12 protein-coding genes are annotated in these 22,205 nt (G+C 69.6%); 8 read left to right on the forward strand and 4 right to left on the reverse strand.

Annotated features, from left to right (window positions below; translation table 11 throughout):
• Nucleotide 1 precedes the first annotated feature (1 nt).
• Together xdhB and ACZ67Q_RS00225 are read right to left on the reverse strand one after the other, a co-directional pair.
• Nucleotides 2-2,425 carry a xanthine dehydrogenase molybdopterin binding subunit gene (xdhB, locus tag ACZ67Q_RS00220; protein ID WP_471174568.1) on the reverse strand — a complete coding sequence of 808 codons (2,424 nt, stop codon included), beginning with the start codon at nucleotides 2,423-2,425 and terminating at the stop codon, nucleotides 2-4.
• Nucleotides 2,422-3,897: a xanthine dehydrogenase small subunit gene (locus tag ACZ67Q_RS00225; protein WP_471174570.1), complete on the reverse strand. Its 1,476-nt coding sequence runs from the start codon at nucleotides 3,895-3,897 to the stop codon at nucleotides 2,422-2,424. Before ACZ67Q_RS00225 ends, xdhB begins: the two co-directional genes overlap by 4 nt.
• Before the next feature lie 376 nt (nucleotides 3,898-4,273).
• Here ACZ67Q_RS00225 and ACZ67Q_RS00230 point away from each other — a divergent pair, with 376 nt between their 5' ends.
• Nucleotides 4,274-4,927 carry a hypothetical protein gene (locus ACZ67Q_RS00230; RefSeq protein WP_471174572.1) on the forward strand — a complete coding sequence of 218 codons (654 nt, stop codon included), beginning with the start codon at nucleotides 4,274-4,276 and terminating at the stop codon, nucleotides 4,925-4,927.
• Here the strand turns inward: ACZ67Q_RS00230 and ACZ67Q_RS00235 are convergent.
• Nucleotides 4,861-6,390, reverse strand: a complete 1,530-nt coding sequence (locus ACZ67Q_RS00235) for a helix-turn-helix domain-containing protein (protein ID WP_469807305.1) — start codon at nucleotides 6,388-6,390, stop codon at nucleotides 4,861-4,863. The genes ACZ67Q_RS00230 and ACZ67Q_RS00235 overlap by 67 nt on opposite strands.
• 211 nt (nucleotides 6,391-6,601) lie before the next feature.
• Between ACZ67Q_RS00235 and ACZ67Q_RS00240 the strand changes: the two genes are divergently transcribed.
• The 4 genes from ACZ67Q_RS00240 to ACZ67Q_RS00255 all read left to right on the forward strand — a co-directional run bounded on the left by ACZ67Q_RS00240 (nucleotide 6,602) and on the right by ACZ67Q_RS00255 (nucleotide 14,487).
• Nucleotides 6,602-7,291: a hypothetical protein gene (locus ACZ67Q_RS00240; protein WP_471174574.1), complete on the forward strand. Its 690-nt coding sequence runs from the start codon at nucleotides 6,602-6,604 to the stop codon at nucleotides 7,289-7,291.
• Nucleotides 7,292-7,571: 280 nt separating this feature from the next.
• Nucleotides 7,572-10,364 carry an aconitate hydratase gene (locus tag ACZ67Q_RS00245; protein ID WP_471174576.1) on the forward strand — a complete coding sequence of 931 codons (2,793 nt, stop codon included), beginning with the start codon at nucleotides 7,572-7,574 and terminating at the stop codon, nucleotides 10,362-10,364.
• A gap of 322 nt (nucleotides 10,365-10,686) precedes the next feature.
• A complete protein-coding gene (locus tag ACZ67Q_RS00250) occupies nucleotides 10,687-13,974 on the forward strand; it encodes a GH92 family glycosyl hydrolase (protein ID WP_471174578.1) in 3,288 nt (1,095 codons plus the stop codon).
• Between the two features lie 60 nt (nucleotides 13,975-14,034).
• Complete coding sequence (locus ACZ67Q_RS00255) at nucleotides 14,035-14,487, forward strand: hypothetical protein (protein ID WP_471174580.1); 453 nt, start codon at nucleotides 14,035-14,037, stop codon at nucleotides 14,485-14,487.
• 48 nt (nucleotides 14,488-14,535) lie between these two features.
• Here ACZ67Q_RS00255 and ACZ67Q_RS00260 read toward each other — a convergent pair whose 3' ends face one another.
• Nucleotides 14,536-18,345: a GH92 family glycosyl hydrolase gene (locus tag ACZ67Q_RS00260; RefSeq protein WP_471174582.1), complete on the reverse strand. Its 3,810-nt coding sequence runs from the start codon at nucleotides 18,343-18,345 to the stop codon at nucleotides 14,536-14,538.
• Nucleotides 18,346-18,768: 423 nt separating this feature from the next.
• Here ACZ67Q_RS00260 and ngcE point away from each other — a divergent pair, with 423 nt between their 5' ends.
• From ngcE to ACZ67Q_RS00275, 3 genes are all read left to right on the forward strand, one after another.
• The gene (gene ngcE / locus ACZ67Q_RS00265) at nucleotides 18,769-20,223 is read left to right on the forward strand and encodes an N-acetylglucosamine/diacetylchitobiose ABC transporter substrate-binding protein (protein WP_471174584.1); all 1,455 of its coding nucleotides are present in this window, start codon (nucleotides 18,769-18,771) and stop codon (nucleotides 20,221-20,223) included.
• 88 nt (nucleotides 20,224-20,311) lie between these two features.
• Entirely contained in the window at nucleotides 20,312-21,238 is a 927-nt protein-coding gene (locus ACZ67Q_RS00270) for a carbohydrate ABC transporter permease (protein ID WP_471174586.1), read from the forward strand.
• Nucleotides 21,238-22,161: a carbohydrate ABC transporter permease gene (locus ACZ67Q_RS00275; protein ID WP_471174588.1), complete on the forward strand. Its 924-nt coding sequence runs from the start codon at nucleotides 21,238-21,240 to the stop codon at nucleotides 22,159-22,161. The genes ACZ67Q_RS00270 and ACZ67Q_RS00275 overlap by 1 nt, the downstream gene beginning before the upstream one ends.
• Nucleotides 22,162-22,205: the final 44 nt, after the last annotated feature.

Raw genomic sequence — 22,205 nt, forward strand, 5'->3', positions numbered from 1 at the left:
GTCAGGCATTGCTCAGAGCGTTGACACCGGCACGGACCGTGTGACTGTCACGGGCCTTGCCGTCGAGCTTGGCGACGCCGCCCCGCTGCGCGTCGCCCTTGCGGGCGTTCTCGATCGCCCAGTACACGGCCTCCGGCGTCGCGGGCGACGCGAGGTCCACGCTGATGCCGGCCGGGCCGAACGCCGCCGCGGCCTGCCGCAGCGCCTCGCGCACCGAGAACGCCAGCATCAGCGGAGGCTCACCGACCGCCTTGGACCCGAACACCGCGCCTTCCTCGGTGGCGTTCTCCAGCAGCGTGACGTTGAACTCCTCGGGCATCTCCGAGAAGCTCGGCAGCTTGTACGTGCTCGCCGCCTGGGTCAGCAGCCGGCCGCGGTTCGGACCGTCACTGGTGTCCCAGCGCAGGTCCTCGAGCGTCAGCCAGCCGGCGCCCTGCACGAAGCCGCCCTCGACCTGACCGATGTCGATCAGCGGGGAGAGGCTGTCGCCGACGTCGTGCACGATGTCCACGCGGCGGATGCGGTAGGCGCCGGTGAAACCGTCGACCTCCACCTCGGTCGCGGCGGCGCCGTGCGCGAAGTACTTGAACGGCGAACCTCGGAACGACTTCGCGTCCCAGTGAAGCCCCTCGGTGCGGTAGTAACCGGCCGCCGACAGCTGCACCCGCTGGAAGTACGCGGTGCGCACCAGGTCGTCCCAGGCCAGCTCCTTGTCGCTGCCGAGCGCACGCGCGACGCCCTCGACGATGCGCACGTCCGAGGCGTTCGCACCGAGCTGGGAGGCGGCCACCTGCAGCAGCCGTCCGCGCAGCTGCTCACAGGCGTTCTTGATCGCACCGCCGTTGAGGTCCGCGCCGGAGCTGGCGGCGGTGGCCGAGGTGTTGGGCACCTTGTCGGTACGCGTCGGGGCGAGGCGCACCTTGTGCAGCGGGATGCCCAGCGTGGTCGCGGCCACCTGCAGCATCTTGGTGTGCAGGCCCTGGCCCATCTCGGTGCCGCCGTGGTTGATCAGGACCGAGCCGTCCTTGTAGATCAGCACCAGCGCGCCGCCCTGGTTGAAGGCGGTGAGGTTGAACGAGATGCCGAACTTGATGCCGGTGATCGCAAGCGCCCGCTTGGTGTTCGGGTGCGCGGCGTTGAAGGCGGCGATCTCCCGCTTGCGGTCGGCGATACCCGCCTCGTCCAGCACCTGCTGCCAGACGGTCGAGATCCGCTCGGGCTGCGTGACCGGCTGGCCGTACGGCGTGGTCTGGCCCTGGCCCGGCTGGTAGAAGTTGCGCTCCCGCAGCTCTATGGGGTCCAGGCCGAGCAGCGGCGCGCAGCGGCCCAGGATGTCTTCGATCACCAGCATGCCCTGTGGTCCGCCGAAGCCGCGGAACGCGGTGTTGGAGACCGTGTTGGTCTTGGCGATACGGCCGGCGACACGCGCGTTGGGGATCCAGTACGTGTTGTCGATGTGGCACAGCGCGCGAGCCAGCACCGGCTCGGACAGGTCCAGGCTCCAGCCGCCGTCGGCGACCAGGGTGGCGTCCAGCGCCTGGATGCGGCCGTCCGCGTCGAAGCCGATCTTCCACGTGGCGTGGAAGCCGTGCCGCTTGCCGGACATGGTCAGGTCCTGCGTCCGGTTGAGCCGGAACCGGACCGGCCGGCCGGTCAGCTTGGCGCCGAGCGCGGCGATGGCCGCGAACCCGTGCGGCTGCATCTCCTTGCCGCCGAAGCCGCCACCCATCCGCAGGCACTGCACGGTGACCTCGTGAGCGGGCACACCGAGCACGTGGGAGACGATCTCCTGGGTCTCCGACGGGTGCTGGGTGCTGCTCTGGATGAAGATCTGCCCGTTCTCGTCGACCTGGGCGAGCGCCGCGTGCGTCTCCAGGTAGAAGTGCTCCTGGCCGGCGAACTGGAACTCACCGGTGAACACGTGCGCCGAGTCGGCGAAACCGGCGTCGATGTCGCCGGCCTCCATCACGGGCTGGGCGCCGTGGTAGCTGCCGGCCGCCATCGCGTCCTGCAACGTGACCAGGGCGGGCAGCTCGTCGAGCTCCACCTCGACGGCCGCGGCACCGAGGCGGGCCGCCTCCAGGGTCTCGCCGAGCACCCAGGCCACCGCGTGGCCGTGGAACATGACCTCGTCGGGGAACAGCGGCTCGTCGTGCTTCATGCCGGCGTCGTTGACGCCGGGCACGTCGGCCTTGGTCAGCACGCGCACCACACCGGGCACGGCGAGGGCCGGCTCGGTGTTGAGGGCGATGATCTGGCCGTGGGCCTTCATCACCTGGACCGGGTAGGCGTGCAGCACGTCCTTGGTGCGGTGAACCAGGTCGTCCGTGTAGAGCGCGGTGCCGGTGACGTGCAGGTTCGCGCTCTCGTGCGGCATGGAGACGCCGACTACGGGCTTTTCGGGGCGCTCGGACAGATGGCTCATGACGACACCGCCTCAGGGGTCTGTGCGTACAGCTTCAGCAGGCTCTGGCCGAGCATCGCGGAACGGTAGAGGGAGCTGGCGCGATGGTCGTCCATCGGCGTGCCCTCACCTCGCAGCACCTTCGCCGCGGCCTCGACGGTCTCCGTCACCCACGGCTTGCCCTCGAGGGCCGCCTCGGTGGCGAGGGCACGGATCGGGGTGGCGGCGACGCCGCCCAGGCCGATGCGTGCCTTGCGGACGATCCCGTCCTCGATGTCGAGGGCGAAGGCGACCGCGACGCTGGAGATGTCGTCGAACCGCCGCTTGGCGATCTTGTGGAAGGCCGTGACGGGCGACAGCGGCAGCGGGATGCGCACCGCGCGGATCAGCTCGCCGGGACGGCGCACGCTCTGCCGGTAGCCGGTGAAGTACTCGGCCAGCGGGACCACCCGCTCACCGTCGGCACCCGCGAGCACCAGCGACGCCTCCAGCGCGAGCAGCACGGGCGGGCTGTCACCGATGGGGGAGCCGGTACCGAGGTTTCCGCCGAGGGTCGCGCTGTTGCGGATGAGGCGGGAGGCGAACTGCGGGAACAGTTCCGCCAGCAGCGGGACGGCGCCGTCGAGGCGGCGCTCGATCTCGGTGAGCGTCTGCGCGGCACCGATCTCGATGTGATCGGCCTCGACGCGCAGTTCCCGCAGCTCGGGCAGCCGGTCGACGGCGACCACACAACCGGCCCGGCGGGCGCGGATGTTCACCTCCACGCCCCAGTCTGTGCTGCCGGCGACCACGACCGCGTCGGGGCGCTCGCGCAGCACCTGTACCGCGTCGGCCAGGGTGGCGGGCCGCACGAAGGTGCTGTCGTCCTGGGCGTACTCGGTGGCGACCGGCTCCGGCGGGGCCTGCTCGCGGCGCTGCGCCAGCGGGTCGTCCTCGGTGGGCTCGCCGACGGCGAACGCGGCGTCGCGGATCGGGCGGTAACCGGTGCAACGGCACAGGTTTCCGCTCAGCGAGTGCAGGTCGAAGCCGTTCGGACCGTGCTCGGCGTCGGTGCCCTCGGCCTCGTCGGAGTCCGAGTGCGCGTGCGCGCAGCGGTCGGGCCGGTAGTACTCGGCGGCCATGCTGCAGACGAAGCCCGGCGTGCAGTAACCGCACTGGGAACCGCCGCGGACCGCCATCTCCTCCTGCACCGGGTGCAGCGTGGGCGCCGTACCCGGCTCGCCGGGGGTGGCGAGGCCCTCGGAGGTGACGATCTCCTGACCGTCCAGGGCCGCGACCGGCACCAGGCAGGCGTTGATCGCCACCCAGTCGGTCGGCTTGTTCACGCCGGGACGGGCCACCAGGACCGAACACGCACCGCACTCGCCCTCGGCGCAGCCTTCCTTGCTGCCGGTCAGGCCACGGTCACGGAGGAAATCCAGGACCGTCGTGTGGGGTGCGGCCGGGGAAATCGGAGTGGTCTCCCCATTGACCGTGATCCGCGCCGCTACCATGGCACATCCTCATTTCGGAGCGCGGTCGTACAGATGATGCTAGTCGCCATTTCAGGGCTTTCTCTTTCGGCGGCGAAGCTGAAGCGTAAGAACCCGCAGCGGAAAATCAGCACGCGACGACGTGCCGCAGACGGGTGAAGACATGCGAAGGCACCGGGGCCGCTAACGGGCACGCCGGGGAAGAGGGCTGTTCAGCAGCCGTGTGCTACGCGACCCGGGACCCAGACGGTCCGCTGGGCGAGGCGATGCAGGTCGGAGATGATCGACATCCGACTTCGCCTCCTTCCAGCCGTTCTCGAGTCGGTTCGTTCGAAAATACGGTGCGGCGGGCCCGCCGGTCAAGGGCCGGCGTACGGGGATCCGCACAGCTCACGACGTGTCTCACGGGCTCGCCCGGGCGCGGCCGGGGGAGGATGTGCGGCCGTGCACCCGCCGAAATGCCTCGTACATGCGAGAGCCGGTGAACGAAACTCACCGCATATGCGAGTCCTCATCTGATCGCGGCTGCGAGATGTGGTTCGCGCAGGAATCGGTGCCGCGCATTCCCGTACGGCTGAACGCGACCATCGTGCAGGTCGCCGCACCGAAGAACTGCGCCCTGGCACCCAGGGTGGAGCTGCTGATCACCTTCCGGGTCGTGCGGGGAGCCGCGGCGGCCGTGATCATTCCCCAGGCCCTCGGCCTGATCAAGACGATGTTCTCCGGCCCCGAGATGTCCAAGGCACTCCTCGTGGCGGGCGGCTTTCCTGGTGAACGTCCCGGTGTCGCTGCTCGTCCTCGCGATCTCGCCTCGTCATCCAGCATGCGCACATCCTTCACGACGCGCTGGGTGTCTGGGGGGCCGCCCACGGAACACTCGATCCGCTCACCCATGCCGAAGGCGAAGGCGCCGCCGCAGCCCTCACCGCCCCGCGTTCACGCGGGACGGCAGGGGAGTGGCAGCGCCTCCCTCTTCTACGGCCTTCAGATGTCCCGGAAGATCTCGATCTGCGCTCCGATCGAGTTCAGGCGTTCCGCCAGATCCTCGTAACCCCGGTTGATGACGTACACGTTGCGCAGGACCGACGTGCCCTCCGCCGCCATCATCGCCAGCAGGACGACCACCGCGGGGCGCAGGGCCGGCGGGCACATCATCTCGGCGGCGCGCCAGCGGGTCGGACCCTCGACCAGGACGCGGTGCGGGTCCAGCAACTGCAGACGGCCGCCGAGGCGGTTGAGGTCCGTCAGGTAGATGGCCCGGTTGTCGTAGACCCAGTCGTGGATGAGGGTCTTGCCCTGGGCGGTGGCCGCGATGGCCGCGAAGAACGGGACGTTGTCGATGTTCAGGCCCGGGAACGGCATCGGGTGGATCTTGTCGATCGGCGCCTCCAGCTTGGAGGGCCGCACGGTCAGGTCCACCAGGCGGGTACGGCCGTTGTCGGCGAAGTACTCCGGCGTGCGGTCGTGGTCGAGCCCCATCTCCTCCAGGACCGCCAGCTCGATCTCCAGGAACTCGATCGGGACGCGGCGCACCGTCAGTTCGGACTCGGTGACGACGGCCGCGGCCAGCAGGCTCATCGCCTCGACCGGGTCCTCGGACGGGGAGTAGTCGACGTCGACGTCGATGTCCGGCACGCCGTGCACGGTGAGCGTCGTGGTGCCGATGCCCTCGACCCGCACGCCCAGCGCCTCCAGGAAGAAGCACAGGTCCTGGACCATGTAGTTGGAGGAGGCGTTGCGGATGACGGTCACGCCGTCGTGGCGCGCCGCGGCGAGCAGCGCGTTCTCGGTCACCGTGTCACCGCGCTCGGTCAGCACGATCGGGCGGTCCGGGCGCACGGAACGGTCGACCTGGGCGTGGTACTGACCCTCCGTCGCCGCGATGTCCAGACCGAACCGGCGCAGCGCGATCATGTGCGGCTCGATGGTGCGGGTGCCGAGGTCGCAACCGCCGGCGTAGGGAAGCTTGAAGCGGTCCATGCGGTGCAGCAGCGGACCGAAGAACATGATGATGGAGCGGGTGCGTACGGCGGCGTCGGCGTCGATGGCGCCCATGTCCAGCTCGGCCGGCGGCGCGATCTCGAGGTCCACGCCGTCGTTGATCCAGCGGGTGCGCACGCCGATGGAGTTGAGCACCTCCAGCAGGCGGTACACCTCCTCGATCCGCGCCACCCGACGCAGCACCGTGCGGCCCTTGTTGAGCAGGGACGCGCACAGCAGGGCCACACAGGCGTTCTTGCTCGTCTTGACGTCGATGGCTCCCGACAGCCGGCGGCCGCCGACGACCCGCAGGTGCATCGGGCCGGCGTAACCGAGCGAGACGATCTCGCTGTCCAGCGCCTCACCGATGCGAGCGATCATCTCAAGGCTGATGTTCTGGTTGCCGCGCTCGATGCGGTTGACGGCGCTCTGGCTGGTTCCGAGCGCCTCGGCCAGCTGCGTCTGCGTCCAGCCGCGGTGTTGCCGGGCGTCGCGGATGAGCTTGCCGATGCGTACGAGGTAGTCGTCTGCCATGAGGTTGAGGTTATCTCAGATATGAGATGGCGCCCGTCGGGGGGTCCATTCGGGTGAGTCCCGTGACGGCCCGTCAAGGCCGCCCGGGACGACGGGTACCGCGGCATCCGAAAGATACCGGCAAATCGGCTGATGTCCTGATGAAACCCTCGGTGCGACATGGAACCTGGGTCTGTGTGCGGCCCTCTCATCCCCCGAAAGGGGGACACAGATGAACATCCGAATACGGCGACTCGCCGTCGCCGCGGTGCTCGCCTGCTGCTGCACGCTGACCTCGTGCGGCACGGAGCGCGCGGGCGGCCCCGCGGCGGCCGCCTCGCCGGCGCCGCCGCATCCGTCCATGTCCGACACGTCCTGCGACCCGCAGGTCCCGGAGAACACGGACGAGGAGGGCGGCCAGACCCTCCCGGACGCGACGTCGGACGACCAGGGCGGTCAGAACCTGCCGGACACGGACGAGGAAGGCGGCCAGACCCTCCCCGACACGACGTCGGACGACCAGGGCGGTCAAACCATCCCGGACACGGACGAGGAGGGCGGCCAGACCCTCCCCGACACCACTTCCGACGACCAGGGGCCGCCCCCGGTGGACACCGAGGAGGACGGGGACCTCTCGGACCGCTGGTACTCCATGACCCGCGAGTTCGTCGCCTACCTGAGGGCGAGCGCGCCGAAGGCGGACGCCGCCCTGGCCGCCCATGTGCACAGCGCGAGCGTCTGTACGACCCGGGACGGCGCCCGCACCCTGGCCAGGGTCCGGGCCGACTACGACGTGGGGCAGCAGGAGCCGCTCGACCGCACGGCCCGGGTCTTCGCTCACTGGCGGAAGTCCCTGTACGGCGACCACGGCCATGTGGAGGTCCTGGCCCCGGCCAAGATGACCGCCGAGCTCGACTGGTAGAGGCGGGAGGCGGCAGGCCGGGCAGGCCGGGCAGGACCGCCGGGCCGGGCAGGACCGGCAGCACCGGCGGCGTGCGCGAGGCCCGACCCGGGACCGGGTCGGGCATGACCAACCAGCGCCCATGTACTACTGTTATCTCGACATCGAGATATCTGCCGAGGCGCACCGTAGCCGCCACTCCAGTAAGGCAACCCTAACTTAGTCTGACCTTACCGGACGGCCAAACCGGCGTGGCGGCACGATTGACGGTGGTACGCGCACATCAATGAAGGAGACTGTCGTGTCGGCGAACAGCTTCGACGCCCGCAGCACGCTGCAGGTGGGCGACGAGTCGTACGAGATCTTCCGGCTGGACAAGGTCGAGGGCTCCGCGCGCCTTCCCTACAGCCTGAAGGTGCTGCTGGAGAACCTCCTCCGCACCGAGGACGGCGCGAACATCACCGCCGACCACATCCGCGCGCTCGGCAACTGGGACTCCCAGGCGCAGCCGTCGCAGGAGATCCAGTTCACGCCGGCCCGCGTGATCATGCAGGACTTCACCGGTGTGCCGTGTGTGGTGGACCTCGCGACCATGCGTGAGGCCGTGAAGGAGCTGGGCGGCGACCCGGCGAAGATCAACCCGCTCGCCCCGGCCGAGCTGGTCATCGACCACTCCGTCATCGCCGACAAGTTCGGCACCAACGACGCCTTCAAGCAGAACGTCGAGCTGGAGTACGGCCGCAACAAGGAGCGCTACCAGTTCCTGCGCTGGGGCCAGACCGCCTTCGACGAGTTCAAGGTCGTCCCGCCCGGCACCGGCATCGTCCACCAGGTGAACATCGAGCACCTCGCTCGCACGGTCATGGTGCGTAACGGCCAGGCCTACCCCGACACCCTGGTCGGCACCGACTCGCACACCACCATGGTCAACGGCCTCGGCGTCCTCGGCTGGGGCGTCGGCGGCATCGAGGCCGAGGCCGCCATGCTCGGCCAGCCGGTCTCCATGCTGATCCCGCGCGTCGTCGGCTTCAAGCTGACCGGCGAGCTGCCCACCGGCACCACCGCCACCGACCTCGTGCTCACCATCACCGAGATGCTGCGCAAGCACGGCGTCGTCGGCAAGTTCGTCGAGTTCTACGGCGAGGGCGTGGCCGCCACCTCCCTGGCCAACCGCGCCACCATCGGCAACATGTCGCCGGAGTTCGGCTCCACCGCCGCGATCTTCCCGATCGACGACGAGACCCTGAACTACCTGCGCCTGACCGGCCGCTCCGACCAGCAGGTCGCGCTCGTCGAGGCGTACGCCAAGGAGCAGGGCCTCTGGCTGGACCCGAAGGCCGAGCCGGACTTCTCCGAGAAGCTCGAGCTGGACCTGTCCACGGTCGTCCCGTCCATCGCCGGCCCGAAGCGCCCGCAGGACCGCATCGTCCTCGCCGAGGCCGCCCAGCAGTTCGCCAAGGACGTCCCCAACTACGTCGAGGTCCCCGCCGGGCAGTCGGGCACGGCCGCCTCCCCGGTCGACGAGGCCGGCGACGAGTCCTTCCCGGCCTCCGACGCCCCGGCCTACGGCCACGCGGAGAACGGCGCGGGCGCCCCGCAGCACGGCCAGGGCACCGGTGCCGTACCGTCCAACCCGGTCCAGGTGACCGCCCCCGACGGCACCACCTACGAGCTGGACCACGGTGCGGTGACGGTCGCGGCCATCACCTCCTGCACCAACACCTCCAACCCGTACGTCATGGTCGCCGCCGCCCTGGTGGCCAAGAAGGCGGTCGAGAAGGGCCTGACCCGCAAGCCGTGGGTCAAGACCACCCTCGCCCCGGGCTCGAAGGTCGTCACCGACTACTTCGACAAGGCCGGCCTGACGCCGTACCTCGACAAGGTCGGTTTCAACCTCGTCGGCTACGGCTGCACCACCTGCATCGGCAACTCCGGCCCGCTGCCGGAGGAGGTCTCCAAGGCGGTCAACGACCACGACCTCGCCGTCACCTCGGTCCTCTCCGGCAACCGGAACTTCGAGGGCCGTATCAACCCCGACGTCAAGATGAACTACCTGGCGTCCCCGCCGCTGGTCGTCGCGTACGCCATCGCGGGTTCCATGAAGGTGGACATCACCCGTGAGGCCCTGGGTACCGACCAGGACGGCAACCCGGTCTTCCTGAAGGACATCTGGCCCTCCGAGGCCGAGGTCAACGACGTCGTGGCGAACGCCATCGGCGAGGACATGTTCAACAAGTCCTACCAGGACGTCTTCGCCGGCGACGCCCAGTGGCAGTCGCTGCCGGTCCCGACGGGCAACACCTTCGAGTGGGACGCGGAGTCCACCTACGTCCGCAAGCCCCCGTACTTCGAGGGCATGACGATGGACCCGGCCCCGGTCGAGGACATCTCCGGCGCCCGCGTCCTCGCCAAGCTGGGCGACTCGGTCACCACCGACCACATCTCCCCGGCCGGTGCGATCAAGGCCGACACCCCGGCCGGCAAGTACCTCACGGAGCACGGCGTCGAGCGCCGCGACTTCAACAGCTACGGCTCGCGCCGGGGCAACCACGAGGTCATGATCCGCGGTACGTTCGCCAACATCCGCCTGCGCAACCAGATCGCGCCGGGCACCGAGGGCGGCTACACGCGTGACTTCACGCAGGACGGCGGTCCGGTCGCCTTCATCTACGACGCCTCGCAGAACTACCAGGCCGCCGGCATCCCGCTGGTCGTCCTGGCCGGCAAGGAGTACGGCTCCGGCTCGTCCCGCGACTGGGCGGCCAAGGGCACCGCGCTCCTCGGCGTCAAGGCCGTCATTGCCGAGAGCTACGAGCGCATCCACCGCTCGAACCTCATCGGCATGGGCGTCCTGCCGCTGCAGTTCCCGGAGGGTCAGTCGGCGGACTCCCTCGGTCTGACCGGCGAGGAGACCTTCTCCTTCTCCGGCGTCACCGAGCTGAACGACGGCACCACGCCGCGCACGGTCAAGGTCACCACCGACACCGGTGTCGAGTTCGACGCGGTCGTCCGCATCGACACCCCCGGTGAGGCGGACTACTACCGCAACGGCGGCATCATGCAGTACGTGCTGCGCAGCCTGATCCGCAAGTAAGCGGTACGGCGGCGGACAAGAGGGCCGCATCCCCGGCGACGGGGGTGCGGCCCTCCCGCGTGTGCGGGGGGCTTGGGCGGCTCTGCGGGGCGCGACAACGTTGTCTGGATTGGTCTGTGCATGACTGTAACGCCTCAACGGACAACGATGTCAACCCACTTGACGGTCAGTCCCCTCGACCGCTCGTCCGGCCGGGTGACCGGCACCGCACGCCTGCCCGCCCCCACGCCCTCTTCCGTGGTACCGCTGGCTCACGGTACTGTCCGTGCGGCTTGTGCGACCTGTGGTGCGCGACCCGTCCGCAATGAGGAGGGGCCGCGTCATGCGCTTCCGTCCCGTGTCCCTGCTGCTGGCCGCCGTGCTCGCGGCCGCAGGCTCCACCCCCGCCCTCGCGGCGACCGCCGCGCCACCCCCGGGCCAGGCCCCCGGCCTGGTCGAGGACCCCACCGCGTACGTCGATCCGCTGATCGGCACCAGGAACGGCGGCAACGTCTTCCCCGGCGCCGTCGTGCCCTTCGGCATGTTCTCCTTCAGCCCCGAGAACACCCGCGGCGACGCCACCAGAACCGCCGCACCCGGCGGTTACCAGTACGACGCCACCCGTATCCGCGGCTTCAGCCTCACCCACATGTCCGGCACCGGCTGCGCGGGCGGCAGCGGCGACATCCCGCTCTTCCCCTACGCCGGAGAGGTCACCTCCTCCCCGGCGAGCGACACCAAGGACGCGGTGTACGCCGCCGGCTTCCGCCACCAGGACGAGCGCACCGAGCCCGGCCACTACCGGGTCGGCCTGGACTCCGGAGTCACCGCCGACCTCACCGCCACCACCCGCACCGGCTCCGCCCGCTTCACCTTCCCCGCCGGCAAGCCCGCCTCGCTGCTGGTGCGCACCGCCAACTCCGAGGTGGGGTCGACCGGTTCGACGGTCGAGATCGACCCCGGGAGCCGAACCGTCTCCGGGTCCGTGACCTCCGGGAACTTCTGCGGCTTCCTCGCCCCGGAGGGGCAGCGGTCGTACTACACCCTGTACTTCACCGCCCGCTTCGACCGGCCCTTCGCCACCACCGGCACCTGGCAGGACGACCGGCTGAACCCCGGCGCCCGCACCGCCTCCGGCTCCACCGGCGGCTTCGCGCACGGCGGCCGGCCCGTCGCCGGCAAGGGCGCCGGCGGCTACGTGCAGTTCGCGCCCGGCACCGGCGAGGTCAACGTCAAGGTCGGCATCTCCTACGTCAGCCGCGCCGGCGCCGAGGCCAACCTGGCCGCGGAGAACCCGCCCGGCCGCTCCTTCGACGCCGTCCGCGACGCCGCCCACCGCGCCTGGCGGGGCCGCCTCGGCGCCGTCCGGGTCGGCGGCGGCACCGACGCCGAACGCACCACCTTCTACACCGCGCTCTACCACGCCCTGCTGCACCCCAACGTCATCGACGACGTCGACCGCAGATACCGGGGCCCGGACGGCCGCGTGCACACCGTCGGCCTCGGCCACCGCGCCCAGTACGGCACCTTCTCCGGCTGGGACGTCTACCGAGGCCAGGTCCAGCTGCTCACCCTGCTCGATCCGCGGATCGGCTCGGACATCGCCCAGTCCCTGTACGAACTGGCCCGGCAGAACGGCGGCGTATGGGACCGCTGGCTGCACGGCGCGGCCGGCACCCACGTCATGAACGGGGACCCCTCGGCCCCCGCCCTCGCCGGCATCCACGCCTTCGGCGGCACGCGCTTCGACCTCCACGGCGCGCTGGAGTCCCTCGTCCGGGCCGCCACGGTGCCGACCGAGCAGGACCTGTCCGCCGCCGGAAAGCCCGTGCTCTCCGTCGGCCAGCGCCCCTCCCTCGACAAGTACCTGAAGCTGCACTACATGCCGTCGGTGTCCAACGCCTGGGGTGGCGCGGCCGAGACCCTGGAGATGTCCACCGCCGACTTCGCGCTCTCCCAGCTCGCGTCAGCCGCCGGGGAGCGGGACACCGCGGCCGCCTTCACGCGCCGCGCCCAGTGGTGGCAGAACAACTTCAACATCGCGGCCCACGGCAGCGACGGCTACATCGCCGACCGCAAGGCCGACGGCAGCTGGGTCACCGGCTTCACCCCGGCCACCGGCACCGGCTTCGTGGAGGGCACGGCCGCCCAGTACACCTGGATGGTCCCGCACGACCCGGCCGGTCTGTTCGCCGCGATGGGCGGCCGGGACAAGGCCGTGCAGCGCCTCGACACCTTCTTCCACACCGCTGACGGCGGCTGGGCGTTCACCGGCGCGGGCGGCGAGAAGTCCGAGCTGGACAACGAGCCGTCGATCAACGTGCCGTACCTGTACGCCTACGCGGGCGCGCCCTACAAGACGCAGCAGACCGTGCGGGCCGCGATGCGCCGGCTGTGGTCGACCGAGCCCGGCGGCATCCCCGGCAACGACGACCTCGGCGCGATGTCGTCCTGGTACGTCTTCTCCGCCCTCGGCATGTATCCGCAGGTGCCCTCCCGCGCCGAACTGGTCCTCGCCTCCCCGCTGTTCGAGCGCATCGAGATCCACCGTCCCTACGGCAACGACATCTCCGTGCGTGCCCGCGGAGCCGCGGCCGACGCCCCGTACATCCACTCTCTGCGTGTCGACGGCCGTACCACCGAACGGCCGTGGCTGCCCGCATCCTTCGTCCAGCGGGGCGGGCACCTCGACTACACCCTGTCCGCGACGCCGGACCCCGCCTGGGGGAGTGGCCCGGCCGACGCGCCGCCCTCCTTCCGGGCGGGCGAGCAGCCGTACCAGATCGGCGTCGGGCCGACCACGGCGACGATTCCGCCGGGCGGCAGCATGACGACGACCGTGCGGGCCGTGGCGCTGAACGGCGGCACCGGGCCCGACGTCCGCTTCCGCGTCGAGACCCCGGACGGCGTCACCGCCACCCCGGCCGAGGGTACGGTCACCTCGGGGGCGCGGGAGATCACCCTCACCGCGGGCCCGGACACCGCCCAGGGCTTCTACGACGCGCAGGTCACCGTGACCTCCGACGGCACGGCGTACCGGCAGCCGGTGACGCTGACCGTGGCCGCCCCGGGCAGCCTGCTCGCCGCCTACGACACCACCGGCGTCTCCGACGACACGGGCGACCACGCCGAGGCCGACTACGACGGCGGCGGCTGGAGCTACTCACGCCAGGCCCTGGCCGCGGCGGGCCTCACCCCGGGCGCCGGCGGCACCGTGGCCGGGCTGACCTTCACCTGGCCGAACTCCCCGGACGGCCGCCCCGACAACGCCTCCGCGGCCGGCCAGACCCTGCGGATGACCTCCCCGGCCGCCCGGCTGTCCTTCGTCGGCAGCGCCGTCAACGGCGACCAGCGGGCGACGGCCGCCGTCACGTACACCGACGGCACCACCGGCACGCTCGACCTGGCCTTCACGGACTGGACCGTCGGCGGAGGGGGCGGCACCGTCCAGTACGGCAACGAGGTCGTCGCCCGCACCGCGTACCGCAACGTCGCCGGCGCAGACCGCGACCCGGTGGCGACGTACGTCTTCGCCACCAAGCCGTTCACGGCGCCCGACGGCAAGCGGATCGCCTCCGTGACACTCCCGAAGAACGCGGACCTGCACGTGTTCACGCTCGCCGTCGGCTGAGGCGGGGGCCTGAGTATCCGTACTCAGGCCCCGTGCCCGCCGTTCGGGAAAGCTGGCGGCATGAACACCGTCCGCACACGGATCCGCCCCGTGCTGCCCCGCCTGGCCGGCGTGGCGGCCACCGGGGCGGTTCTGGCCCTGGGGGCCGAGCAGTTCAAGGCCTGGATCGACCGGCGCGACAGCCGGGAGTGCGGGGGTGCAGAGAGCCTGTGCGTCACCTGGTGGGGTCTGGCGTTCGTGCCACTCACCGTCATGGTGGCCGTCGCCGTGCTGGTCACCGTCTACAGGACCCTGGACATCCGACCGCGCCTGGTGATCGTTCCGCCGACCGTGATCCTGGCGCCGGTGCCACTGGCCGCCGCACAGGCGTTCGCCGGCCCAGGCGCCGTCGTGCTCACCGGCGGGCTCTGGTGCTCCTCCCTCGCCCTCGCCGGCTGGGACCGCCACCGGGTCCTGGCGCTGTCGGTCGCGGCGGCCCTCCTGCTGGCGGCCCTCGTGCAGCTGTACGGCTGACCGTGGGGCGGCCGGCACCGAGGCTCGAGGCCGGTGCCGGCCGCACTGTCAGGGCTGCGCGAGCAGTTCGACCTCCGACAGCGTCGCCTCTCCGGTCAGCACCAGGCGGTACTTCTCGTACGCGCCGGGGTGCCCCACCGTGAACACCCGGGTCTGCCGGTCCCAGGTGAAGGACTCACCGGAGCGTTCGTCGAGGGTCTGCCAGGTGGTGCCGTCGGCGGAGCCCTCCAGGCGCCAGCCGGACGGCGCCTTCGTGTGGTCCTTCGGCGAGGTCAGGGTGTACTGGACGGCCTCCGTCCGGCCGGTGACCGGCAGATCGGCCGTCGTCACCGCGGCCTCGCTGGCCGACGTGTCGTCGAACAGGGCGCCGTCGCCCTTCAGCACGTCCGCGCGCGGGGCGGGCGCCTTGTCGTCGGTCGTGATCGACGCGGGGGCGGCGTTCTTCCCGGTGCCCCACGCCGAGGGCCGCGGCCCCATGTCGAACTCCAGGACCCCGCCGCGGGAGAGGAGGGAGTGGGGGAGAGCGGTGGACGTCCAGGTCCGGCCGTTCACCTTCAGGCCCTGCACGTAGATGTTGCGGGCGCTGTTCTCCGGCGCCTTCACCACGAGGTCACGGCCGTTCTCCAGGTGCACGGTCGCCTTGGTGAACAGCGGGGAGCCGACGGCGTACTCGCCGCTGCCCATGACCAGCGGGTAGAAGCCGAGCGCGGAGAACAGGTACCAGGCCGACTGCTCGCCGTTGTCCTCGTCGCCGTGGTAGCCCTGCCCGATCTCGCTGCCGACGTACAGCCGCGAGAGCACCTCGCGCACCTTCTCCTGCGCCTTCCACGGCTGCCCGGCCGCGTCGTACATGTAGATCACGTGGTGGGCGACCTGGTTGGAGTGCCCGTACATGCCCATGCGGACGTCCCGGGCCTCCGTCATCTCGTGGATGACACCGCCGTAGGAGCCGACGACCTCCGGCGAGGCGGTCTCCGGCGTGGCGAAGTACTGGTCGAGCTTGTCGCCGAGCCCCGCGCGTCCGCCGTAGAGGTTGGCCAGGCCCCGGCTGTCCTGCGGGGCGGTGAAGGCGTAGCCCCAGCCGTTGGTCTCGGTGTAGTCGTAGCCCCACACACGCGGGTCGTACTTGTCCGACGCGAGCCGCCAGTTGCCCTTGGCGTCGCGGCCCTGGAAGAAGCCGGCCTTGGTGTCGAAGAGGTTGACGTAGTCGCGGGCGCGGTTGAGGAAGTACTCCGACTCCTCCTGGTAGCGCTTCTCACCGGTCTGCGCGTACAGCTTCCGGCCCATCCTCGCGATGCCGTAGTCGTTGAGGTAGCCCTCCAGCGCCCAGGAGAGGCCCTCGTGCGTGTCGGTGCTCGTGTAGCCGAGGAACGGCGAGGTCGCCATGCCCTTGCGGCCCACGCCCGAGGCGGGCGGGACGACCGTGGCGTTCTTCACGGCCGCGTCGTACGCCGCCTTCGCGTCGAAGCCGACGCCCTTGACGTAGGCGTCGGCGAACGCCACGTCCGAGGAGGTGCCGGTCATCAGATCGGCGTAGCCGGGGGAGGACCAGCGCGAGGTCCAGCCGCCGTCCTTGTACTGCTGCACGAACCCGTCGACCAGCTCGCCGGCCTGAGCGGGCGTCAGGAAGGAGTACGCCGGCCAGGTGGTGCGATAGGTGTCCCAGAAGCCGTTGTTGACGTACACCTTGCCGTCGACGATCTTCGCGCCGGTGTGCGTCGGGGTGTCCTGGGCCGGCATGGGGGAGAAGGGCGAGGCGTACTGGTCCTTGCCGCCGACCTTCTCGAAGCCGGAGTTCGGGTACAGGTACAGCCGGTAGAGGCTGGAGTACAGGGTGGTCAGCTGGTCCGGGGTCGCGCCTTCCACCTCGACCCGGCCGAGGAGGTCGTCCCAGGCCTTGCGGGCGCGGTTCTTCACCCCGTCGAAGGACATGCCGTCGGGGATCTCCTGGCGCAGGTTGTCCTTGGCCTGGTCGAGGCTGATCAGGGAGGTCGCCAGGCGCAGGGTGACCGTGTGGTCGTCCCCCGCCTGGAAGCGCAGCCAGCCCTGCACACCGCTCGACGACCCGTCCGTCACCGGCCGGTCGAAGACGCCGTACACGAACAGACGGGTCGCGCCGGTGGACAGGCCGGACTTCACGTCGGAGTACCCGGTGACGACCCCGTGCTCCTTGTCGAGGGTGAGGCCCGCCTGCTCGGTGACGTTGTCGAACAGCACGCTCGCGTCGTCTCCGGGGAAGGTGAAGCGCAGGGCCGCCGCGTGATCCGTGGGGGCCATCTCGGCCTTGAGGCCGTTCTCGAACCGCACCCCGTAGTAGTAGGGCCGCGCGGTCTCGTTCTCGTGCCGGAAGGGCAGAGCCCGCCCGTCGCGCGAGGTGTCCGGGGTGCCGGGAGTGACCGAGGGCATCACCTGGAAGGTCTGCCGGTCGCCCATCCACGGGCTCGGCTCGTGGCTCGCGCTGAACGCCTGGATCGTCGGCAGGTTGTCCGCGTTGTTCATCCGGGCGTAGTCGTAGAGCCAGCTCAGCGAGCCGGCGTTGGTGACCGGCGTCCAGAAGTTGAAGCCGTGCGGCATCGCGGTCGCGGGGAAGTCGTTGCCGCGGGAGAAACCGCCGCTGGAGTTGGTGCCGCGGGTGGTCAGCGCGTAGTCCGCCAGGTGCGCCTTGGGGCGCTCGGGCGGGACGGGCCGCAGAGCGATGTCGTCCAGCCAGCCGCGGAAGCGCGCCGGGCCCTTCGGCGAGTCGTACGCCACCAGGATCCGGTCGACGGTCTTGCCGGCCGCGACCGAGCCGATCGCCGAGACCACGTTGTTCCACTGGTTGACGTAGAGCACCTTCGCGGCGCCCTGGCCCTGCGGAGTGAGCGCGAACCCGTGCTGGTCGGTGGCGCCGAGGCCGCTCAGATAGGTGCCGTCGGTGAAGGCGAGGTCGACGGAGACGTTCGTGGCGTCGTAGTCACGGTCGCCGTCGGCCATCGACGGGAAGATCCGGTAGGACAGCCGCGTGGCCCGGGTGACGCGCACGTCGACGTCGAAGACCTTGTTGTACGAGTACGCCCGGCCGTCCGCCGTGTGGCGTCCGGCGTAACGCAGGGCGCGCTTTCCGGTGAATCCGGCGCCCGCCTTCGCCGTCGGCGACCCGCTCGGGCCGCGGTCGACGAGCGAGAGCATGTCCCGGGGCACCGGCCCGTCCGCGGCGCCGGTGGAGAACTGCACGTCGGCCAGTTGCAGGATGCCCGAGGCGCCGTCGTTCCGCGTGATCTCCAGCCGGAAGTGGGCGTACTCGGCGGGCTCGGCCAGGTCGTACGTCTTCGTCCGGAACCGTTCGCCGAAGGATTCGCCGGAGCGAGTGTCGAGCGTCTTCCAGTCCTTGCCGTCGGTTGAACCCTTCAGCGTCCAGTCCCTGGGGTCGCGTTCGGCGGCGTCATTGGCCGAGGTGAGCGCGTATGTCACGATTTTCTGTGGTTTGTCCAGGTCGAACTCGACCCAGCCCGTCGGCTCGAAGGTGAGCCATTTGGTGCTCGGTTCGCCGTCGACGAGGTTCTCCTTCACCTCGCCCGCGCCCGTGTTCTCCCCGCTCGCCCGCACGTCCGTGACATGGTCGGTGACGTTGCCCGGTATGCCGCTCGCGTAGCCGCCGTCCACACCGGACGCGCGCTTGCCGCCGTCGGGCGAGGTGTCGACGGTGTTGAGCCAGTCGGGCGCCGGATCGCCCGCCTCGAAGGACGAGGCGAAAGACCTCTCGGTGGCCGGAGCCTGCGGGGGCAGCGCCACCGCCGCCCCCTGGGCGCCTGCCGTCATGACAAAGGCGGCCGTGAGAACGACCGCCGGACCGTATCTGTGCCGAGTTCTGCGCTGCATCGACGAGCACACCCTCCCTGCGCGGTGGACAACGTTGTCAGCTTCATCGCGCAGGAACCAGTAGGGGGTGAAGTGCCCAGGGGTGTCAAGGGTGTTGAGTGCGCCGTTCGGGGGCTATGTCGGTACTTTTTCCGGCACGGGATCCACAGGCGGTCCATATTTCCGCGAGGTCTCAACTCGGAAAAGACCCATGGCCAACCTTGCATTCGATCTTGCTCCGGCGGCCGGAAGTGGACTATACCTGTCGGCGATTCACACGATCTGCACGACCTCGCAGCACGTCCGGTCCGACCTCTTGCGCCACTTCCTGCTCCACCCCTGTTCCACTCCTGTTCCACCTGCTTCACCCTGCTTGACCCGACCGCGGTGCCGGGGAGGATCCGGTTCACCGCCTGAGTCCTGTGAGAAGGCGAGGACTTGAGCATGGGATCCACTTCCGCAGCAAACAACGGCACCGGTGGTGTCGGCCGCCGCGCTCTGATCAAGCGGTCAGCCGCGCTGGGCCTGGTGTCCGTGCCCGCGATGGGCTTCCTGTCCGCGTGTGCCAGCGGCGGCGGCAGCGACAACAACGAGAAGGCGAAGGCGGGCAAGAAGACCGCCCAGAACCCGCTGGGCGTCAATGACACCGCCCAGATGGAGTTCGTCCTCTTCGACGGCGGTTTCGGCAAGGAGTACGCCGAGGACGCCACGAAGATCTACGCCAAGAACTTCCCCAAGGCGCACGTCAAGTTCTCCGCCACCCAGAAGATCCAGTCCACCCTCCAGCCCCGCTTCAACCAGGGCACCCCGCCGGACCTCATCGACAACTCCGGCGCCGAGCAGATGGACATGGGCGTCCTGGTCGGCAAGAACCAGCTCGCCGACCTCACCCCGCTGCTGGACGCCCCCTCCTACGACGACCCGAACAAGAAGGTCCGCGACACCCTGCGCCCGGGCATCGTGGAGATGGGCCAGTTCGACGGCCAGCAGGTCTGGATCCTGTACTACGCCTACACCGTGTACGGCGTCTGGTACTCGCAGAAGGCGCTGGACTCGCTCGACGAGAAGTACCCCGAGACCTGGGACCAGATGCTCGCGGTGTGCGAGAAGGCCAAGAAGAAGGGCATGGCCGGCTGGACGTACGCCGGCAAGTACCCGTACTACCTGCCCTTCTCCCTGTACCCGATGATCGGCAAGGTCGGCGGGCGCGAGGTCCTCGACGCGATCGACAACCTCGAGCCGAACGCCTGGAAGCACCCGGCCGTCAAGGCCTGCTTCGAGGCGTACTACGAGCTGTACAAGAAGGGCTACGTCCTCCAGGGCACCCCGGGCCTGGACCACATCCAGTCGCAGACCGCGTGGGCCAAGGGCAAGGCGCTGTTCATCCCGAACGGCTCCTGGGTGGAGAACGAGTCGGCCAACGTCATCCCGGCCGACTTCAATCTCGCCGTGTCCGCGCCGACCGGCATCGACGCCTCCGACAAGATGCCCTTCGGTACCATCTGGGCCTCCGGCGGCGAGCCGTTCATCGTGCCCGCCAAGGCGAAGAACGGCACCGGTGGCATGGAGCAGCTGCGCATCATGCTCAGCGAGGCGTCCTCGAAGAACTTCACCGCCAAGGTGAAGTCGCTGACCGCGTACAACGGCGGCACGGACGGCATCACCCTCACGCCCGGTCTGAAGTCGGGTGTGGCGGCGCTGGACAAGGCCGGACAGAACGTGGTGAACCCGCGGCTGCAGGACTGGTACGTGCAGCTGCAGAAGGAGAAGATCGGCGTGGCCGGTCTCGGCGAGATGATGGCCGGCCGCCTCACCCCGGCCGAGGCCATCAAGAAGATCCAGGGTTTCGCCGACGAGGCCGCCAAGGACAGCTCGATCAAGCACTACAAGCACCAGTGACGAACCGTCACCAGAGTCCGCCCGGCGCCCTGACCAGCCCGGGCGGCCCCTGGCGGCAGTGCCCGCCCAGAGATCGGGGTCGGTAGTAATGCAGCACGGTAAATACCGGTTCATCGTGGGGTTCCTGGCGGTGCCCCTGGGGCTGTACGCCCTGTTCGTGGTGTGGCCCTTCATCCAGTCCATCTACTACTCGTTCACGGACTGGACGGGTCTGAGCCCCGAATTCAAGATGGTCGGCTTCGACAACTACAAGAGGATGCTCGACGACGAGATCTTCTGGAAGTCGTTGCAGCACAGCCTGTTGTTCGCCCTGGTGCTGCCGCTGGTGACACTCGGTCTGGCGCTGTTCTTCGCCTTCATGATCAATGTGGGCGGGCGGCGGAGAAAGGGCGGGCCGGTCATTTCCGGCGTCCGGGGGTCGTCGTTCTACAAAATCGTGTACTTCTTCCCGCAGGTGCTCTCCATCGCGATCGTCGCTCTGCTGTTCGCCTTCGCGTACAACCCGGAGAGCGGCGCCATCAACTCCGTCCTGCGGGGAATCGGGCTGGACAGCGTGCAGCCCCTGTGGCTGGGTGATCCGAGCCTGGCACTGTGGTGTGTGATGGCCGTTCTGGTCTGGTCGACGGTCGGTTTCTTCGTGGTGCTGTTCTCGGCGGGCATGGCGTCGATCCCGGCGGACCTGTACGAGGCCGCGCTGCTGGACGGGGCGAACCGCTTCACCACGTTCTTCCGCATCACGCTGCCACTGCTGTGGGACACCGTGCAGTCCGGCTGGGTGTACATGGGCATCCTGGCGCTCGGCGCCGAGTCGTTCGCGGTCGTGCAGATCATGACGACCGGACCGGGCGGCCCCGACTACTCGACCACCGTCATGGTCCTGTACGTGTACCAGAAGGCGTTCCGTGACGGGCAGGCCGCCTACGCCACCACGATCGGCGTCGCCCTGCTCGTCGTCACGCTGGCCTTCGCGGCCCTCGTGATGCGGCTGGGCCGGCGCGAGCGGCTGGAGTTCTGATGAAGACGACCGAGTCCCCCGCCCCGATCCCGGCCGAGTCGGGCCTGCCGGTCACCAAGGTGGACGTACCGGCGAAGAAGCCGCGTGCGGCGAAGAAGGAGGGCAGTGCCCTCAACGTCTTCTCGCACGGCATCCTGGTCGTCTGGGCGATCATGGTGGTCATGCCGCTGCTGTGGGCGGTGATGACGTCCTTCAAGGACGACAGCTCCATCTTCGGCTCGCCCTGGTCGCTGCCGGACACGCTGCACTTCGACAACTGGTCGCGAGCCTGGACCGACGCCCATATGAGCGACTACTTCCTGAACACCGTCCTGGTGGTCGGCGGCTCGCTCATCGGCACGCTGGTGCTGGGCTCGATGGCGGCGTACGTACTGGCCCGCTTCGACTTCCCCGGCAACCGCTTCATCTACTACCTGTTCGTCGGCGGCATGAGCTTCCCGATCATGCTGGCGCTGGTCCCGCTGTTCTACGTCGTGAACAACATGGGACTGCTGAACACCATCCACGGCCTGATCCTGGTGTACATCGCGTACTCGCTGCCGTTCACGGTGTTCTTCCTGACCGCGTTCTTCCGCTCGCTGCCGTCGTCGGTGGCGGAGGCGGCGTTCGTGGACGGCGCCTCGCACAGCCGGACGTTCTTCCAGATCATGCTGCCGATGGCCAAGCCGGGTCTGATCAGCGTGGGCATCTTCAACTTTCTGGGCCAGTGGAACCAGTACATGCTCCCGACGGTCCTCAACACCGACCCCGACAAGCGGGTCCTCACCCAGGGCCTGGTCCAGCTGGCCGTCAGTCAGGGCTACAAGGGTGACTGGTCTGGCCTCTTCGCGGGCCTGGTGATGGCGATGCTGCCCGTCCTGGCGGCGTACATCGTCTTCCAGCGCCAGGTGGTCCAAGGGCTGACCGCGGGGGCGCTGAAGTAGCCCCCGGCGGCCGGCGGGCCGCACCGGACGACGTACGCCGCTCC

It is taken from the genome of Streptomyces sp. NPDC036813 (assembly GCF_055609245.1).

Bases quoted from the DNA above. Each gene is read 5' to 3' on its own strand.
- xdhB (WP_471174568.1), bottom strand. From the start codon at position 2,425: ATGAGCCATCTGTCCGAGCGCCCCGAAAAGCCCGTAGTCGGCGTCTCC.
- ACZ67Q_RS00225 (WP_471174570.1), bottom strand. From the start codon at position 3,897: ATGGTAGCGGCGCGGATCACGGTCAATGGGGAGACCACTCCGATTTCC.
- ACZ67Q_RS00235 (WP_469807305.1), bottom strand. From the start codon at position 6,390: ATGGCAGACGACTACCTCGTACGCATCGGCAAGCTCATCCGCGACGCC.
- ACZ67Q_RS00240 (WP_471174574.1), top strand. From the start codon at position 6,602: ATGAACATCCGAATACGGCGACTCGCCGTCGCCGCGGTGCTCGCCTGC.
- ACZ67Q_RS00250 (WP_471174578.1), top strand. From the start codon at position 10,687: ATGCGCTTCCGTCCCGTGTCCCTGCTGCTGGCCGCCGTGCTCGCGGCC.
- ACZ67Q_RS00255 (WP_471174580.1), top strand. From the start codon at position 14,035: ATGAACACCGTCCGCACACGGATCCGCCCCGTGCTGCCCCGCCTGGCC.
- ACZ67Q_RS00260 (WP_471174582.1), bottom strand. From the start codon at position 18,345: ATGCAGCGCAGAACTCGGCACAGATACGGTCCGGCGGTCGTTCTCACG.
- ngcE (WP_471174584.1), top strand. From the start codon at position 18,769: ATGGGATCCACTTCCGCAGCAAACAACGGCACCGGTGGTGTCGGCCGC.
- ACZ67Q_RS00270 (WP_471174586.1), top strand. From the start codon at position 20,312: ATGCAGCACGGTAAATACCGGTTCATCGTGGGGTTCCTGGCGGTGCCC.
- ACZ67Q_RS00275 (WP_471174588.1), top strand. From the start codon at position 21,238: ATGAAGACGACCGAGTCCCCCGCCCCGATCCCGGCCGAGTCGGGCCTG.